Source organism: Xanthomonas sp. WHRI 10204 (genome assembly GCF_040202875.1).
Lineage (GTDB): Bacteria > Pseudomonadota > Gammaproteobacteria > Xanthomonadales > Xanthomonadaceae > Xanthomonas.
Window position 1 is genome coordinate 576,003 of record NZ_JBEGDW010000003.1, and the last position, 16,598, is coordinate 592,600.

Here is a 16,598-nt window from a genome sequence, read left to right on the forward strand (position 1 = left end):
CAGGGTGACCAACGGCACGTCCGCGCGCGTCGGTCCTGGTCGTAGCGTGGCAGTATCGGCTGGATTGGCCGCGACCCCAACCGGAGACTTTCATGCAACGCCTGCTTCTCGTTTCCAGCATGCTGCTGGCCTTGTCCGCCTGCAGCGACAAGACCGCACCGGCCGACAGCACTGCGGCAACCCCGACGCCGGCTGCCACGCGTGCACCGGCGGCAGCGCCGGAACTGATCACCCGCGACGCGCTGTTCGGCAATCCCGAGCGGGCGAACGTCAGCATCAGTCCGGACGGCAAGTACCTGAGTTGGGTGGCCCCGCTGCACGGCGTGCTCAACGTCTGGGTCGCGCCAGTGGATGCACCGGATCAGGCACGCGCGATCACCAAGGACACCGCACGCGGCATCCGCAGCTATTTCTGGACCCATCACACCGACACCTTGTTGTACCTGCGCGATAACGGCGGCGACGAGGATTTCCATCTGTTCTCGGTCAACCTGAGCGATGGCAGCAGCAAGGACCTCACCCCGTTCCAGAAAACCAATGCCGAGGTGGTCAGGATCAGCGCACACCACCCGGAGTCGATCATGGTCGGCATGAACGACCGCGACGCCAAGTGGCACGACCTGTATCGGGTCGATCTGGCATCGGGTAAACGCACCCTGGTGCAGAAGAACACCGACAGCCTCGGCACCTATCTGCTCGACGGCGACTACCAGCTGCGCTATGCCACCCGTGCCACCGACGATGCCGGCAGTGAGTTGCTGGTGCCCGATGGCAAGGCGTGGAAGAGCGTGGATCGCATTCCGTTCGAGGATGTCACCAATACCTCGCCGCAAGGACTGACCGACGACGGCAAGACGCTGTACATGCAGGATTCGCGCAGCCGCGATACCGCTGCGCTGTATGCCATCGACACCGCCAGCAATGCACGCACGCTGCTGTTCGAAAACCCGAAGGTCGACGTCGGCAAAATCTTGAGCGACCCCAAAACCGGCGTGGTACAGGCGGTCTCCACCGATTATCTCCGCGAAGAATGGAAGGCGCTGGATACCGGGATCGCTGCCGACCTGCAGAAACTCAAGTCGCTCGGCACCGGCGATGCCGAGGTCTCCGCACGCACGCTCGATGACCGCAACTGGATCGTGGCCTACTCGGCTGCGGAAACGCCGACCACGTACTACCGCTACGATCGCGCCGACGGCGGCAAGCTGAGCAAACTGTTTTCCGCCCGCCCCGCACTCGACGGCAAGCCGCTGGTGCCGATGTGGCCGCAGGCACTGACCGCGCGCGATGGCCTCACCCTGGTCAGCTACCTCACTCTCCCCGCCGAGGCCGACGCCAACCACGACGGCAAGGCCGACAAGCCGGTGCCGTTGGTGCTGTTCGTGCATGGCGGCCCGTGGGCGCGCGACAGCTATGGCTACGGCCCTTACGAACAATGGCTGGCCAATCGCGGCTACGCGGTGCTGTCGGTGAACTTCCGCGGCTCTACCGGCTTCGGCAAGGCCTTCACCAATGCCGGTAACGGCGAGTGGGCCGCCAAGATGCACGACGATCTGCTCGATGCGGTGCAGTGGGCGGTCAAGCAGGGCGTCACCAAGCCCGACCAGGTCGCCATCATGGGCGGCAGCTACGGTGGATACGCCACGCTGGTGGGCATGACCTTCACTCCGGACGCATTCAAGTGCGGCGTGGACATCGTCGGCCCGGCCAACCTCAATACGCTGCTCGGCACCGTGCCACCGTACTGGGCCAGCCTCTACAAGCAACTGACCAAGCGCATGGGCGACCCGGCCACCGAAGCCGGCAAGCAATGGCTGACCGAACGCTCCCCGCTGACCCATGTCGACAAGATCAGCAAGCCGCTGCTGATCGGCCAAGGCGCCAACGACCCACGCGTCAAGCAGGCCGAAAGCGACCAGATCGTCAACGCAATGAAGGCCAAGAACATCCCGGTGACCTACGTGCTGTTCCCCGACGAAGGCCACGGCTTCAGGCGCCCGGAAAACAGCAAGGCCTTCAACGCGGTGACCGAAGGGTTCCTGAGCCAATGCCTGGGCGGCCGCGCGCAACCGATCGGCGCGGACTTCGAAGGCTCCAGCCTCACCGTCCCGGAAGGTGCCGACAAAGTCACCGGTTTGAGCGATGCGCTGAAGACGCATACGCAGGCGATTCGGAAGTAGGTATCCGGTGGTGCAGCCGGAGGCGGCTGAATGTATCTGCGGATACTGATCGCATTGCGCTCGGCGGCTATCCACCGAGCGCAATGCGGAGTGCTGCACATCGACCGAACGCCATCACTCCACAACAGATGCCGTGATCCCACGGTGGGGCCACCCGCGCAGTGCGCGGGATGGCCCACCGTTTTCGGCATCGACATATACGCGCGCTTGGCATGACGGCGGCGCCCAACGCAGCAGCCGATCACGCAAGAATTGTCGGTTAGGTCGACGCCCAGACTTCGTTATTGGGATCAAGCTCCATGGTTTGCATGCTATCGCCGCGCACACCGAAGCCGCACAGCGCCACAACACCTTCCATGATCGGCTCCAGGCCGAGCAATGCTTCGATCTGGACTTCATTGATCGCGCAGGTGACGAATGCACCCAAACCCACATCTGTGGCTGCCATGTACAGCGTTTGCGAAAAATGGCCTGCTTCCAGCGCAAGCGCGCGATACGCCTTTGCATGCATGCGGTACTTCCAGAAATTGCGGTAGTAACGCGGACAGAGCGCCACGATCACCTGCGCATTGGCGAACCAGTCCTGCCCTGCCAGTAGAGTCAGCGCAACATCCTGCAGATTGTCCACCTCCACACCAAGCGGCTCCAGGGCATGATCGACGGGAAGATAATGGTAAATCCCATCCGCGATACCCGACACGTTGCGGATCAATAGATACGCGTCCAACGGATGCAGGCCGCCACCCGACGGACTTGAGCGCTTGAGAAACACGGTTTCCGGATCGGCCTCCAGCACTGCATTTGCAGCGAAGGTTCGCTCGATGATCCGCGCAAACACCGCAGCATCCATGTGCGCATCGGTTTCGAAATTTCTGCAGGTGGTACGACGTCGGAGCACTGTGTCCAGGTAGCCGTGGTCATGGGCGCGTGCGAGGCAGATTGCATCGGTCGTTCCCCGTCGCACCTGCTCGGGCGGCGGCGGGCCGAAGGTCCGCAGCAATGCGCTTGCAGTGTCCGCGCCTGCGTCCTTGGCTGCCCGCGCTGAGTCGACATCATTCCAACGGGTAAAGGCGTGATAGGTCGCTGCGAGTGGATGCCACTGGCTGTGGCGCTGGACGGTATCGCGCTGTTGTGCCGGATGCATCTGTTCGCTGTCTTCTAGTAGCAGACCCTTGTCCAACAGCGATCGCACAACAGATGGGTCTTTAATGGTCATGGCGTCTTGCCAGTTGCTCGGACTCACCCGGCCCAACACAAGCGCCTCCGCTTCGGTCAGCACACACTCCGCATCCAGATGCGGCGCAAGCGCCACCCAGCGTAATGCACGTGAGGTACCGGCACCTCCGGCGCACAAATCGACAAGATCAATCGCAACAGACTCTCTGGGCTCGAGATAGACAACCGCACAACGCCTTACCCGCATGTTCTTGAACTCATCTTTAGATTGATCTTCTAGCGGTCTGGACTTAGATTTCTTGAAGACCTCCCTACCATTGAAGAGCATGAACGAGAACGAGAAAGGCCCTGCCCCGCTACAACCGGACACCGCGCACAGGCTGCTGGATCTTCTGGCAACCGATGATGGATTCCGCGATCTGTTCAAGAACGACCCGAAGGCCGCACTGGTGCAGGTCGGTCACCCCCCCGAGGATGCCGCACTGCTCGCCGCTCAACTCAAGGTAGAAACCCTGGCCGACAAGGCTTCCATCGCACAGGCACGCGACGACATCCACGTCAGCCTGACGTCGTCGGTCAATATGCAGCCGATTCGACTCAATGTTCCCTCGGGATCGACGCCCCAGCTCAAGAAGTAATCGTGCTGCGGCAAATGACATCCTGGTTCATTTGCCGCCAGCCTTCATGGCATCGAAGACATTCATCGGCTGCTGGCACCACCCACAGCCGCCGAACTCGGCATAAGCGCGCCCATGCGCGTTTTTCAGCCATCTGGATTCGTTTGCCGCAGAACGTTGATCGTTCAAAGACGTGTACGCCTCTTTCAAGACGACGTGATACTGGTACGCCTCAGTACCATCCAGACGCGGCTTGAGCAGCTGGACTGCCTCGCTGGCGCGCCCCTCAAGGAGCGCCGTCCGTGCCTGCAGCAGCAAGACCAGCTCGGCCACAGAGGGCATCTTGGCCAACTCCGGCTTGGCCATGAGGGTCTGCAAGACCGCCTTGGCCGTTGCCGCGTGCCCCAGGCGTTGCCCTAACAATGCCAAGGAAGCGGCGACCACGGCATTGGAGCGCTGGCTGAAACCATCCGCGCTTGTCGAGATACTCGCCAACGCCTCAGGAACCGTCGCCTTGATCGTCGCCAGGACCTCGGCATGCTGTCCCTGCGCATATTGGGCTGCGGCCATGGCGACGACCGATTGCCGATAGCGTGTCGACGTGTGCTCTATCCCGTTGGAAAGACGCTGTATTTCTGGAAGCGCCTTGTCGCTGCGCCCTTCATCGATATAGATGGAGACCTGATCGAAATAGGCGACATCCAGGCGTTTCTCGTCCGGCCAGATGGCATGCGCAGCCGGAAAATCTCCCATCACCGCCAGGGTGACCGCTTCCCAGACTGCAGCCGATGCCAGACCTGACGCTCTTGCCGAGCGAAATGCTGCCAGTGCTTCCTTCTTTTTTCCCAACGCCAACTGCATCCGACCGAGAAGCTCCAATGCCAACGGATCGTATTCGTAGCGCGACGATGCCGCACTCTTGGCATAGACAAGCGCCTCGCTGTAGCGATTGCGCGCCTCCAGCGCGTACGCCGTATTTTCGGCCGCAGCGAAATCATCCGGATACAGATTGGCCATCTGCATCCATTTCTCGTATGCGTTTATTGGATCCTTGATCTGTGCGTACCACGCGTCCAGGTAGACCTGCTCGCGCGGAGGAAGCTTTTCTCGGAAGCTGAGGGCTTTTTCCAGATAAGGCAATCCGAGGAGTGGCTCTTCCAAGTAATAATTGCAGCGCGCCACGCCGACATTGGCCAGTGCAAATGTCGGATCAAGCTCCACGGCCCTCATGTAATAGTCGCGTGCACGCCGATAATGCCCGGTGCCAAATTCGCGCTGCGCCAGTGCGTACGCGTTCAATGCATCCATGTTTGCCGTGGACACGCGCGGCAGCGGTGCAGAATTCACCTTGATCGACGCTAGCGTTTCGCCAAGTCCTGCGCGCAGATTGGAGCTGACTGTGTCAATCGAAGACAGCAGGGAGCGCTGGCCGCGGCCCTCCGAGTGATACATGTAGATCGTCGCCTGCGTGACAGGATCGATCACTTCGACGGTGACCCGGAGGTTTCCGCCGACATCCGCCACGCTGGGCAATATCAGGGCTTTGGCGCCCGAGCGCAGGGCGATTTGCGCACCCAACGCACGATCGATCTTGGCCCGATCACTCTGCTTCATCAGTTCCAGCATGTCGTGCGCGCGTTTCTCGGACACGAGGTTGACGTGCTTGGACTGCTGGAGACTGAGCCGTAACGCCTGCTGCAACGGGTCATCCAGCACGGCGCTGTCGGTGAGGTTGTGCAGGTCGCCGACCACCACCCAATCGCGTTCGGCAAAAGCGATGGCAGGCTCCGGACGACCGATGACCCACAAGATGCCGGCGGTCAGCACGATCAATGCGACCTCCGTCGCCAACGCCGCCGGCCGGCGCCACAGTGGAATATCGCGCCACGCCTTTGCCGAGTTTTTTGGCATGCGCAGCGGGGTCAGGCCGACTTCGCCGACCTCGTAGATTTCCATCGGCGTGGGCACGCCTTTGAAGCGCCAGCGGCCGTGGGATTTCCACAGGATGCGTTCGGCGCGCTCGCCCAGTTCGCGCGCGGCGCGGTGGGTCAGCGATTCGGCCACGGCCGAGATCAGGATCTGCCCAGGCCGCGCCATCGACATCAGGCGTGCGGCGGTCGGTTTGGCCAGGCCTTCGACTTCCAGCGGTTTGGCGCCGATGCTCACCGCCTCGTCGCTGTTGCGCCAGGTCAGCACTTCGCCGACATGCAGGCCTTGGCGCGCGCACAGAATGAGCGCGTGGGCATCGCTCATCGCCTTGAGCCCACGCGCGTAATCCAGCGCAAAGCCCAACCCGTCGATCGGGCGGTCGAACAACAGCAGCAAGCCGTCGGAGCGGTCGATCAGGCGGCCGCGCCATTGCTGCTGCAGCTTGACCACCAACCGATCGTGTTCGCGAAACAGCGCGGCGGCGGCGTTGTCGCCGATGCGTTCGACCAGCGCGGTCGAATCGCACAGATCGGTGAGCAACAGGGTCCGCAGACGCGGCGCCTGCATCGCCTCCGACGACGCGTCCTTGCGTGCGTGGGTGCGGGCGCTCATGCCTTAGCGATGCCCCGGTGCAAGCGTGGTACCGGATGGCAGCGATGCAAGCGCTTCGTGCATGGCCAACACATTGCCGCCCTGGCGCTTGGCTTCGTACAGCGCGCTGTCGGCGAGCGTGTACCAGTCGTTCCAGGCCGCATCGGCATCGATCATGCACAGGCCGACGCTCACCGAGCAGCCCTGCTCGCTCTGGCCGTTGCACAGGCGCGCCTCCACCGCGCGCACGATGCACTCGCCGATGTGGTGCACCAGTTCCGGGGTGCCTTGTGCGACCAGCACGCAGAATTCGTCGCCGCCGAGACGGCAGGCAAGGTCGCCCTCGGCGATGACCGAACGCAACGCATGCGCCACGTTCTGCAACACGCGGTCGCCGGCAAGATGACCGAACTCGTCGTTGATGCGCTTGAAGCGGTCGCAATCGATCAGGATCAGGCCGACGCCCGGCACGTTGCCGGCACGTCGGCATTCCTGCAGATACAGCGCCAGACCGCGCCGGTTGTGCAACCCGGTCAGCTCGTCGGTACGGCTGAGTTCTTCGGTGTGGTTGAGCTGATGCGAGGTGACGTAGAGATTATCCAGCGCCGCTTCCAGATCGTGGTTGCGACGGCGCAGCTGGCGGATCAGCAACTGCTCGTTGTTGACCACGCGCACGATGGAGCGACGCAGGAAATGCGCGACCATCGAAGGGTCGTGGTCGACCAGGCGCTGAAAATCGTCGTGCGCCAGTTCGATCAGGCGGCTGTCCATGGATGCGCTGGCACCGGCACTACGCGCATGATCGCCGATCAGCAGCCCGAGCTCTCCAAAAAATTCGCCCGGGCCCAGATGCTTGAGCATCAGATCCTCGCCGAAATCCAGGTCGATCTGGCCACTCACCACGATGAACATCTGCGTGCCGATCGCACCGCGCTCGAACAGCGCCTGGCCTGCGGCAAGCTCACGGGTACGGCCGAAACGGGCGAAAAACGCCAGTTCGTCAGCGGTCATCAACGCATGCAGCCCGTCCGAGAGCGTCTTGGCGACGCTTCCCGTCGGCTCGACTGCGCCTGCGGTGTTGTGGCAAGTCATCCTGTTTCCTTAGGCCGGCCTGCAACGTTAGCCCATGGACAAATCCTACAGGACCCCCTTGTTCAGCACCAGATCACACTTGTTCTCATTACAAAAGAGACGAATTGTCGGGTACTGCGTGAAAAAAAAGGGCCCGGTTTCCCGAGCCCTTTCCCCCTCCCGGGGTGGCGAAACGTGGGCAGCCCGCTGCAGGCTAGGCCGCCTTCTCGCCGTGAAACTGTTCTTCTTCGGTAGAGCCACGCAGCGCGGTGGTGGACGACTGCCCCTGCTGGATCGCCTGCGTCACCGCATCGAAATAGCCGGTGCCCACTTCGCGTTGATGCTTGACCGCAGTGAAGCCCATTTCCGCCGCATCGAATTCGGCTTGTTGCAACTCGACGAAGGCGCTCATCTGGCGGCGCGCATAGCCGTGCGCCAGGTGGAACATGCCGTAGTTGAGCGCATGAAAACCAGCCAGGGTGATGAACTGGAATTTATAGCCATAGCTCGCCAGCTCGGTCTGGAATTTGGCAATGGTGGCATCGTCGAGATTCTTCTTCCAGTTGAAGCTGGGCGAGCAGTTATAGGCCAGCAACTTGCCTGGAAACTTGGCATGGATGGCCTGTGCAAATGCCCGCGCGAATTCCAGATCCGGCTTGCCAGTCTCGCACCAGATCAGATCCGCATACGGTGCGTACGCCAGCCCGCGGCTGATGGCTTGATCCAGCCCGTTGCGGGTTTTGAAGAAACCTTCGACGGTGCGCTCACCGGTGGTGAACGGCTGATCGTTGGCATCCACGTCGCTGGTGATCAGATCGGCCGCTTCTGCGTCAGTGCGTGCAATCAGCAGCGTCGGCACACCCAAGACATCGGCGGCCAGGCGCGCGGCATTCAATTTTTCGATGGCTTCGCGCGTGGGCACCAGCACCTTGCCACCCATGTGGCCGCACTTCTTGACCGATGCCAGCTGATCTTCGAAATGCACGCCGGCAGCGCCGGCTTCGATCATCGCCTTCATCAGCTCGAAGGCGTTGAGCACGCCGCCAAAACCGGCTTCGGCATCGGCCACGATGGGCTGCAGGAAGTCGATGGCGTCGTTACCTTCGGCATGATGCAGTTGATCCGCGCGCAGCAAGGTGTTGTTGATGCGCTTGACCACCGCCGGCACCGAATCGGCCGGGTACAACGACTGATCCGGATACATCTGCCCGGCCAGGTTGGCATCGGCTGCCACTTGCCAGCCGCTCAGATAGATCGCCTTCAAGCCGGCCTTGACCTGCTGCATCGCCTGATTGCCGGTCAGCGCACCCAGGGCGTTGACGAACGGGGTGGCGTGCAATGAAGTCCACAGCTTGTCCGCGCCCAAGCGCGCCAACGAATGCTCCACATGCACGGTGCCGCGCAGGCGCACCACATCGGCGGCGGTGTAGTTGCGGGTGATGCCGGTCCAGCGCGGGTTGGTGGTCCAGTCCTGCTGCAGTTGTTCGGCGTTTTGCAGTGCGGTGCTCATCTTGCGTTCTCCTGAAGAGGGACGACGGATGGAACGAGGAAGAAACGGCGTGCATGACATGGCATGCGGCATGGCGAGGCCGTCGTTGCGCATGCGCGCAACGGGCGGTGTACTGCGTGGAGGTGAGAAGTGCAGCGACAGCGTGCGAGGTGTCGCTGCAGCGATATGCTTAGTCGATCAAGCGGTACGCCGGCACGGTGAGAAAGTCCGCCAGTTCATCGGCGCGGCTGAGTTCTTCCAGCAACGCAATGGCTTCATCGATTCGCGCTGCGCCGGGGAGTGCCGTGGTTGTGCCCAACCGTGCCGGCAATGCGCGCAAGGTTGCCTGCAGCAGCTGTTGATCGATGGCGGTGCCGTCGTCCAGATGCTGGCCGTGATGCAGCCACTGCCACAGCTGCGCGCGGCTGATTTCGGCGGTGGCGGCGTCTTCCATCAGGTTGTGGATCGGCACGCAACCGTTGCCGTCCAGCCAGGCCGCCAGATACCGCACGCAGACTTCGACATTGCCTTCGAAACCGGCGCGGGTGACGCTGCCGGCGGACGGTGCGATCAACATGTCGCGCGTCACCTGCACATCGTTGCGCAACACATGCTGCTGATGCGCGGTGGGCATGTGTTCGTCGAAGAGTTTCATCGCCACAGGAATCAAGGCCGGATGCGCCACCCAGGTGCCATCGTGGCCGGCGCTGACCTCGCGCAGCTTGTCGGCGCGCACGCGGGCCATGGCCTGCTCGTTGGCGGCCTCGTCGTGGTTGATCGGAATCTGTGCGGCCATCCCGCCCATCGCATGCGCGCCGCGGCGGTGACAGGTCTTGATCAGCAGTTCCGAATACGCCTTCAAAAACGGCTGGGTCATGGTGACCTGGCCACGCTCCGGCAACACGCGGTCGCGGTGCGCACGAAAGGTCTTGAGATACGAAAAGATGTAGTCCCAGCGCCCGCAATTGAGCCCGACGATGCGCTCGCGCAGCGCGTGCAGGATCTCGTCCATCTCGAACACCGCCGGCAGCGTTTCGATCAGCACGGTGACCTTGATCTGCCCATGCGGCAAGCCCAGCATCGCTTCGATATGCGCCAGCGCGGTGTCCCACAGCGCGGCTTCTTCCATGCTCTGCAACTTGGGCAGATACAGGTACGGGCCGCGGTCCTTGGCCAGCAGTGCGCGGCCGTTATGAAAGGCGAACAGTGCCGCATCGAACAGCCCGCCGGCCAGCGGCTGGCCATCGATGTGGACGTGTTTTTCGTCCAGGTGCCAACCGCGCGGGCGGACGATCAGCACCGCGCGCTCGGCTTCGGGGCGCAACGCGTAGTGCTTGCCATTGGGCGCATCGAAGGTCAGCTCGCCGCGCACGGCGGCGGCCAGGGTGCGCTGGCCGGCCAGCAGGTTGCGCCAGGTCGGCGCGGTGGAATCCTCGAAGTCGGCCATGAACACCTTGGCACCGGAGTTCAGTGCGTTGATGACCATCTTCGGATCGGTCGGGCCGGTGATCTCGACGCGGCGGTCCTGCAGCGCCGCCGGCAGCGCGGCAACGCGCCAGTCGCCCTCGCGGATGGCGCGGGTGTCGGCACGGAAGTCCGGCAGCTGGCCGGCGTCGAAGGCGGCCTGGCGGGCACGTCGCTGGGCCAACCGCTGCTGGCGGCCGGGCTCGATCGCCCGATGCAGCGACACCAGCAGCGCCAGCGCGGCCGGCGGCAGCAGCTCCGCCTGCCCTGCGACCTGGGTGGTCAGCGACAGACCGGGCGTGGCGTGGGCGGTGGGACGTGAAGCGAAAGCGGTGGCAGACATGTGGAGGTCCTTGTGCATCCGGACCTGCACCGTGCGCCCCGAGCAACTATTTGACAAAGCAGTTTTATCAATGCTGTAAATAAGCTGTACTTATACTGATACTGGAAGCCTGCTCGACATGGCGCCAACCCCTCGATTTTCCTACAAATCCGATCGCCTCAAGCCGCTGCGTGCGTTCTGTCAGACGGTCCGTCTGGGCTCGGTCTCACGGGCTGCTGAGGCGCTATACGTCAGTCAGCCGGCGGTGACGCTGCAATTGCAGGCGCTGGAGCGCGACCTGGGGGTGGCCTTGTTCGAGCGCTCCGGGCGACGCCTGGCGCCCAGCCGCGAGGGCCAGTTGCTGTACGACATGGCACTGCCGCTGGTGGAAAGCCTGGACGGCCTGGAGGCCAGCTTTCGCGAGAAGGTGCGCGGGCTGGATGCCGGCGAGCTCAACATCGCCGCCAACAGCTCCACCATCCTGTATCTGCTGCCGCGCATCGTGGCGAACTTTCGCGCCCGCCATCCGGACGTGCGGCTGACCCTGCATAACGCGATCAGCGCTGACGGCACCGACCTGTTGCGCGAGGATGCGGTGGACCTGGCGGTCGGCTCGATGCTGGATGTGCCGGCCGATCTCAACTACGCGCCGGTGTATCGCTTCGAGCAGCTGCTGATCACCCCGCCCGATCACCCGCTGGCGCACAAGGCCACGGTGTCGCTGCAGGATCTCTCGCCCTATCCGTTGATCCTGCCACCACGTCGGCAGGTGACCTATCGCCTGGTCGACCTGATTTTTCAGCAGGCACGCGTGCCGTACACGGTGGCGCTGGAAGTGGGCGGCTGGGAAGTGATCAAGCAGTACGTGGCGATGGGCATGGGCATTTCCATCGTCACCGCGATCTGCGTGACCGATGCCGATCGCGACAAGCTGGCAACACGCTCGCTCAAGGAATACTTCCCCACCCGCAGCTATGGCGTGGTGGTGCGCAAGGGCAAGTATCTGTCGCCGCAGGCGCGCGCGTTTATCGAATTGATCCAGCCGGATCTGTTTACGCCGCGCGGGTATGACGAGAGCGGCGATTCGGAGCGGTGAACAAAGTCGCTCTCGCACAACAGTAACGGGGCCAGCGATCACGGGCTTCCGAACTTCCGGCGAGCCGCGGCCCTGCGCAAAGACCCAGGAGTCGATAGCGCCCGCGACTGGACATCCTCGCCACATTGCGGCTGCATGATCGATGGATTGCGTCGCCGCCCCGGTGCTCCCTAGTATCGAGCCTCAACGCAGTGATGACTGCCCGGGCAGCGAAAACGGAGTACATGGCACGTGGAAGAACTGTCTGCTTCAGACCTCAAAACCATCCTGCACTCCAAGCGCGCCAACATTTATTACCTCCAGCACTGCCGGGTACTGGTCAATGGCGGGCGGGTCGAGTATGTGACCGACGCAGGCAAGCGTTCGCTGTATTGGAATATCCCTATCGCCAACACCACCACGGTGCTGCTAGGCACGGGCACGTCAATCACACAGGCTGCGATGCGCGAGCTGGCCAAAGCGGGGGTACTGGTCGGTTTTTGCGGCGGAGGCGGCACGCCGTTGTTCTCGGCCAACGAGATGGACGTGGAAGTGGCCTGGTTTTCGCCGCAGAGCGAGTATCGCCCCACCGAGTATCTGCAGGCTTGGGTATCGTTCTGGTTCGATGACGACTTGCGCCTGATGGCGGCCAAAGCGTTCCAGCAGGCGCGCGCGGTAAGAATTGGCCAACAGTGGCAGCAGCGCGCACTCAGGGAGGCCGGCTTTACACCCGACGCGGCAAGGCTGGACGCCCTGCTGACCAAGACACGCCTCAACATCGAACAGGCGCAAGACAATGCAGCACTGTTGACCGAGGAGGCCAGGCTCACCAAGGCCTTGTTCAAACTGGCGGTCGAGACCGTTGGCTATGGTGAGTTCACTCGCGCCAAGCGCGGTACCGGCGGAGACCCGGCCAATCGCTTTCTCGATCACGGCAATTATCTGGCTTACGGGCTGGGCGCTACAGCCAGCTGGGTACTCGGCCTGCCGCACGGATTGGCGGTACTGCATGGCAAGACGCGCAGGGGTGGCTTGGTGTTCGACATCGCCGACCTGGTAAAGGACGCGAGCATCCTGCGGCAGGCATTTCTATCGGCAATGCGCGGCGATGACGAGCAGGCGTTTCGGCGCAACTGCATCGAATCGCTCACTCGCAGCGAGGCGCTGGATTTCATGCTGGACACGCTCAAGGCCGTCGCGTTGCAGACCGCGGCGGCAAGGCAGATGGATTCGAGGCCGTGAACATCCTGCTGATCTCCCAATGCGACAAACGTGCGCTCACCGAAACGCGCCGAATACTGGACCAATTCGCCGAACGGCGTGGCGATCGTACTTGGCAGACCCCCATCACCGAAGCTGGCCTGACGACCCTACGCAAACTGCTGCGCAAGACAGCGCGCAAGAACAGCGCCATCGCCTGCCATTGGATTCGCGGCCGCGACCATTCCGAGTTGCTTTGGATCGTCGGCGACGCACGGCGCTTCAATGCCGAAGGTGCAGTGCCCACAAATACGAGTACGCGCAACATCCTGCGCCGAGAAGACGAAAACGACTGGCACACGGCCGAAGATATCCGCCTGCTCGCCCAGTTAGCCGCATTGCTGCACGATCTGGGCAAAGCCAGTATCGCTTTTCAGGCACGCCTGCGTGGAAACCTGCGCGAACGCAACCTGTATCGCCATGAGTGGGTCTCGTTGCGGCTGTTTCAGGCGTTTGTCGGCAACGACGACGATGCCGGCTGGCTGCAACGTCTGGCCGACCCAGATGCGTTCGTCGAGGCAGACTGGATAGGAGATGCGCGTTACCAACGCGATGGCATCAATGCGACCGTACGCCGACCCTTCGTCGATCTGCCGCCGCTTGCCGCCGCCGTGGCCTGGCTGATACTCACCCATCACCGGCTACCTGTGGTGCCTGTCCAGCAGGAAGACGGTCGACAGGCGTGGCTGGGCAAGCGGTCGCACACCTTCAACCCGACCTGGCTGGAAACGCCGCTAGCGCTGGTGACGCACGACTGGAACGAGATCAAACAGCCCGCCGACCCCAGCCACGCGCTTACGTACTGGACACCCGCCGGACCATTGCCGGTGATGGAACCGAAATGGCGCGCGCAGGCCGCGCGGCTGGCAAAGCGCCTGCTTGCACTGCGCCAGCGCCGTGACGACAACTGGCTGGACAATCCCTACGTGCTGCATCTTGCGCGACTGACATTGATGCTGGCCGACCATCATTACTCAGCACTCCCCAAAAGCTCCCCGCTACGCGTGCACAGCAATGGCAAGACACAGCTCTATGCCAATACAGATCCCGATGGCCTCAAGCAGCCATTGGATGAACACCTGCTCGGCGTCGCCCGAGATGCCGGCCTGATCGCGCATGCCCTGCCCGGCTTCGAGCGCCACCTGCCCAGGTTGGCCAACCATCGTGGCCTGCGCAAGCGCAGCGCCGATCCACGCTTTTCCTGGCAGGACAAGGCGTTCGACGCCGCTACCGTGATGCGCGAGGCGGCGCGCGAGCATGGCGCCTTCGTTGTCAACATGGCCTCGACCGGCTGCGGCAAGACCTTGGCCAACGCGCGCATTCTGTACGCATTGGCCGATCCGCAGCAGGGCCTGCGCGCCACCTATGCGCTGGGCTTGCGCACGCTCACCCTGCAGACCGGCCGCAGCTTCCGCACCGACCTGCATCTGGGCGAGGACGAACTGGCCATTCGCGTCGGTGGCTCTGCCAGCCGCGCGTTGTTCGAGTTCTACGAGCGCAAGGCCGAAGCGCACGGCTCGGCGTCAGTGCAGGATCTGATCGACGAAGACAGCCATGTGCTCTACGAAGGCGTCACCACCGATCATCCACTGCTCTCACGTGCCTTGCACGATCCGGACATCGGCAAGCTGCTCTCGGCCCCGATGCTGGTCTGCACCGTGGACCACATGGTGCCGGCGACCGAAGCGTTGCGTGCCGGACGCCAGATCGCACCGATGCTGCGTCTGATGAGCGCCGATCTGATCCTCGACGAACTGGACGACTACGATCTCAACGACCTGCCCGCGCTGACCCGGTTGGTGCACTGGGCCGGCATGCTCGGCACGCGGGTGCTGCTGTCCTCGGCGACGCTACCGCCCTCGCTGGTCACAGGCATGTACCTGGCCTATCGCGCTGGCCGCCAGCAGTACCGGCGCAACCGCGGTCAGGACGGCGCTCACGCCGACGCCGCGATCCAGATTCCCTGCCTGTGGAGCGACGAGTTCGGTGTGCAGGCAGCACCATGCGTCAGCGGTAGCGGCTTTCTTGACCAGCACATGCAATTCGTCGAAAAACGCATCGCCATGCTCGCCAAGGCCCCAGCCCTACGACGTGGCGACCTGCTTCCGCTGAACCTGCCACGCAACCTGCCGGACACGCAGCTGTACATGCAGTTCGCACCGCATGTCCGCGACGCCTGCCTGCGCCTGCACCACGCCCATGCCGAACCCGATCCGGTCAGCGGCAAACGCATCAGCTTCGGGCTGGTGCGCATGGCCAATATCGAGCCGCTGTTCGACGTTGCACAAGCACTGCATGCAGCCGGCGCGCCGGAAGGCACACAGATCCACCTGTGCGTCTATCACGCCCGCTTTCCGCTGGTGCAACGTTCGGCCATCGAACACCAACTCCACCAGGCCTTCAACCGGCGTGGCGATGGCAACGGCGTCTACCGCCTGCCGGGCATCCGTGCGTTGATCGACGCGCATCCGGCAAGCGAGCAGTTATTCGTGGTGCTGGCCTCGCCGGTGTGCGAAGTCGGCCGCGATTGGGATGCCGACTGGGCAGTGGCCGAGCCGTCCTCCATGCGCTCGCTGATCCAGCTGGCCGGGCGCGTGCAGCGCCATCGCGGCAAGCCCGGCGCCATGCCCAACGTGCTGATCTTCGATACCAACGTGCGGCATTTTCGCAAAGGCTGGCAGGATCGGCCGACTTACATCAGGCCAGGCTTCGAGAAAGGAACCAGCAGCAAACAGGCAGGAGCAAAAGAGCCAGGCAAATTTGAACTGAAAACGCCATGGCTACGCGAACTGCTGCGCGAGGACGACTACCGTACGCTCAGCGCCATCCCACGCATTCGTCCGCGCCCCGACCACGCACAGTGGAAACCCCGCGAGCGCCTGGTGGATCTGGAGCAGGCGCGCATCGCGTCCTGCATGCTGCCGCTTGCGAAAGACGGCAAGGCACTGGAGCCCGACCACGCCTTCGCCGCCTGGCAGTACCCCCAGGCCGCCCTCACCGGTGTGCTGCCGCAGCAGCAACCGTTCCGCGACGACAGCCAGCGCCGCACCACCCTGGTCTTCCTGCCGGACGAAGACGATGTGCTGCGACTGCATCGGGTCGAGCAATCCACGGATCAGCGTGGTGTGGACCTGTATGTGCGCATCGAGCAGAGCCAGCGCCATGACGTGGCGCTGGCATCGGTACCGGGTATTGGCCCCTGGGGCCGCTTCGCGTTGACGGACCTGCTCACCGAGCAGGCCGAGTCTCTCGACCTGCCGTTGGAAGCGTGCGCCCGCAAACTCACCACGGTGGAAGTGCCAACCACCGAACAAGGCTGGCGGTATCACCCGTGGCTAGGGTTTGCGAAGTACAAAGGATGATCGGGCGGTGCGTCTCACCCGATGATTCCCAAAACAGGTATCACATCGAAACACCGGAGCAC

The 16,598-nt window shown here is 63.1% G+C and carries 10 protein-coding genes; 5 read left to right on the top strand and 5 right to left on the bottom strand.

The window, feature by feature from the left end:
* Positions 1–92 precede the first annotated feature (92 nt).
* On the top strand, positions 93–2,180 hold the full coding sequence (locus ABQZ00_RS19480; RefSeq protein ID WP_323538433.1) for a S9 family peptidase: 2,088 nt from the start codon (positions 93–95) through the stop codon (positions 2,178–2,180).
* 259 nt (positions 2,181–2,439) lie between these two features.
* On the opposite strand, the gene ABQZ00_RS19485 is transcribed toward ABQZ00_RS19480, so the two are convergent.
* Positions 2,440–3,684, bottom strand: a complete 1,245-nt coding sequence (locus ABQZ00_RS19485) for a putative peptide maturation dehydrogenase (protein ID WP_323538432.1) — start codon at positions 3,682–3,684, stop codon at positions 2,440–2,442.
* On the opposite strand from ABQZ00_RS19485, the gene ABQZ00_RS19490 reads away from it, so the two are divergent.
* Positions 3,683–3,994, top strand: a complete 312-nt coding sequence (locus tag ABQZ00_RS19490; RefSeq protein ID WP_115526751.1) for an NHLP-related RiPP peptide — start codon at positions 3,683–3,685, stop codon at positions 3,992–3,994. The two genes, ABQZ00_RS19485 and ABQZ00_RS19490, sit on opposite strands and share 2 nt — an antisense overlap.
* A 27-nt stretch (positions 3,995–4,021) precedes the next feature.
* Here the strand turns inward: ABQZ00_RS19490 and ABQZ00_RS19495 are convergent, their stop codons facing one another.
* The 4 genes from ABQZ00_RS19495 to aceB all read right to left on the bottom strand — a co-directional run bounded on the left by ABQZ00_RS19495 (position 4,022) and on the right by aceB (position 10,860).
* Positions 4,022–6,514 carry a putative peptide modification system cyclase gene (locus ABQZ00_RS19495; protein WP_349775721.1) on the bottom strand — a complete coding sequence of 831 codons (2,493 nt, stop codon included), beginning with the start codon at positions 6,512–6,514 and terminating at the stop codon, positions 4,022–4,024.
* Between the two features lie 3 nt (positions 6,515–6,517).
* Entirely contained in the window at positions 6,518–7,585 is a 1,068-nt protein-coding gene (locus tag ABQZ00_RS19500; protein WP_323538431.1) for a GGDEF domain-containing protein, read from the bottom strand.
* Positions 7,586–7,778: 193 nt separating this feature from the next.
* Positions 7,779–9,074 carry an isocitrate lyase gene (gene aceA / locus ABQZ00_RS19505; RefSeq protein WP_323538430.1) on the bottom strand — a complete coding sequence of 432 codons (1,296 nt, stop codon included), beginning with the start codon at positions 9,072–9,074 and terminating at the stop codon, positions 7,779–7,781.
* Positions 9,075–9,243: 169 nt separating this feature from the next.
* Positions 9,244–10,860: a malate synthase A gene (gene aceB, locus ABQZ00_RS19510; protein WP_323538429.1), complete on the bottom strand. Its 1,617-nt coding sequence runs from the start codon at positions 10,858–10,860 to the stop codon at positions 9,244–9,246.
* 118 nt (positions 10,861–10,978) lie between these two features.
* Between aceB and ABQZ00_RS19515 the strand changes: the two genes are divergently transcribed.
* The 3 genes from ABQZ00_RS19515 (at position 10,979) to cas3f (ending at position 16,536) form a co-directional block, all read left to right on the top strand.
* Positions 10,979–11,935, top strand: coding sequence for a LysR family transcriptional regulator (locus tag ABQZ00_RS19515; protein ID WP_055853659.1), 957 nt, complete (start codon positions 10,979–10,981; stop codon positions 11,933–11,935).
* A 231-nt stretch (positions 11,936–12,166) separates the two neighbouring features.
* Entirely contained in the window at positions 12,167–13,156 is a 990-nt protein-coding gene (gene cas1f / locus ABQZ00_RS19520; RefSeq protein WP_323538428.1) for a type I-F CRISPR-associated endonuclease Cas1f, read from the top strand.
* A complete protein-coding gene (gene cas3f / locus ABQZ00_RS19525) occupies positions 13,153–16,536 on the top strand; it encodes a type I-F CRISPR-associated helicase Cas3f (protein WP_323538427.1) in 3,384 nt (1,127 codons plus the stop codon). Before cas1f ends, cas3f begins: the two co-directional genes overlap by 4 nt.
* The last annotated feature ends 62 nt before the right edge of the window (positions 16,537–16,598 follow it).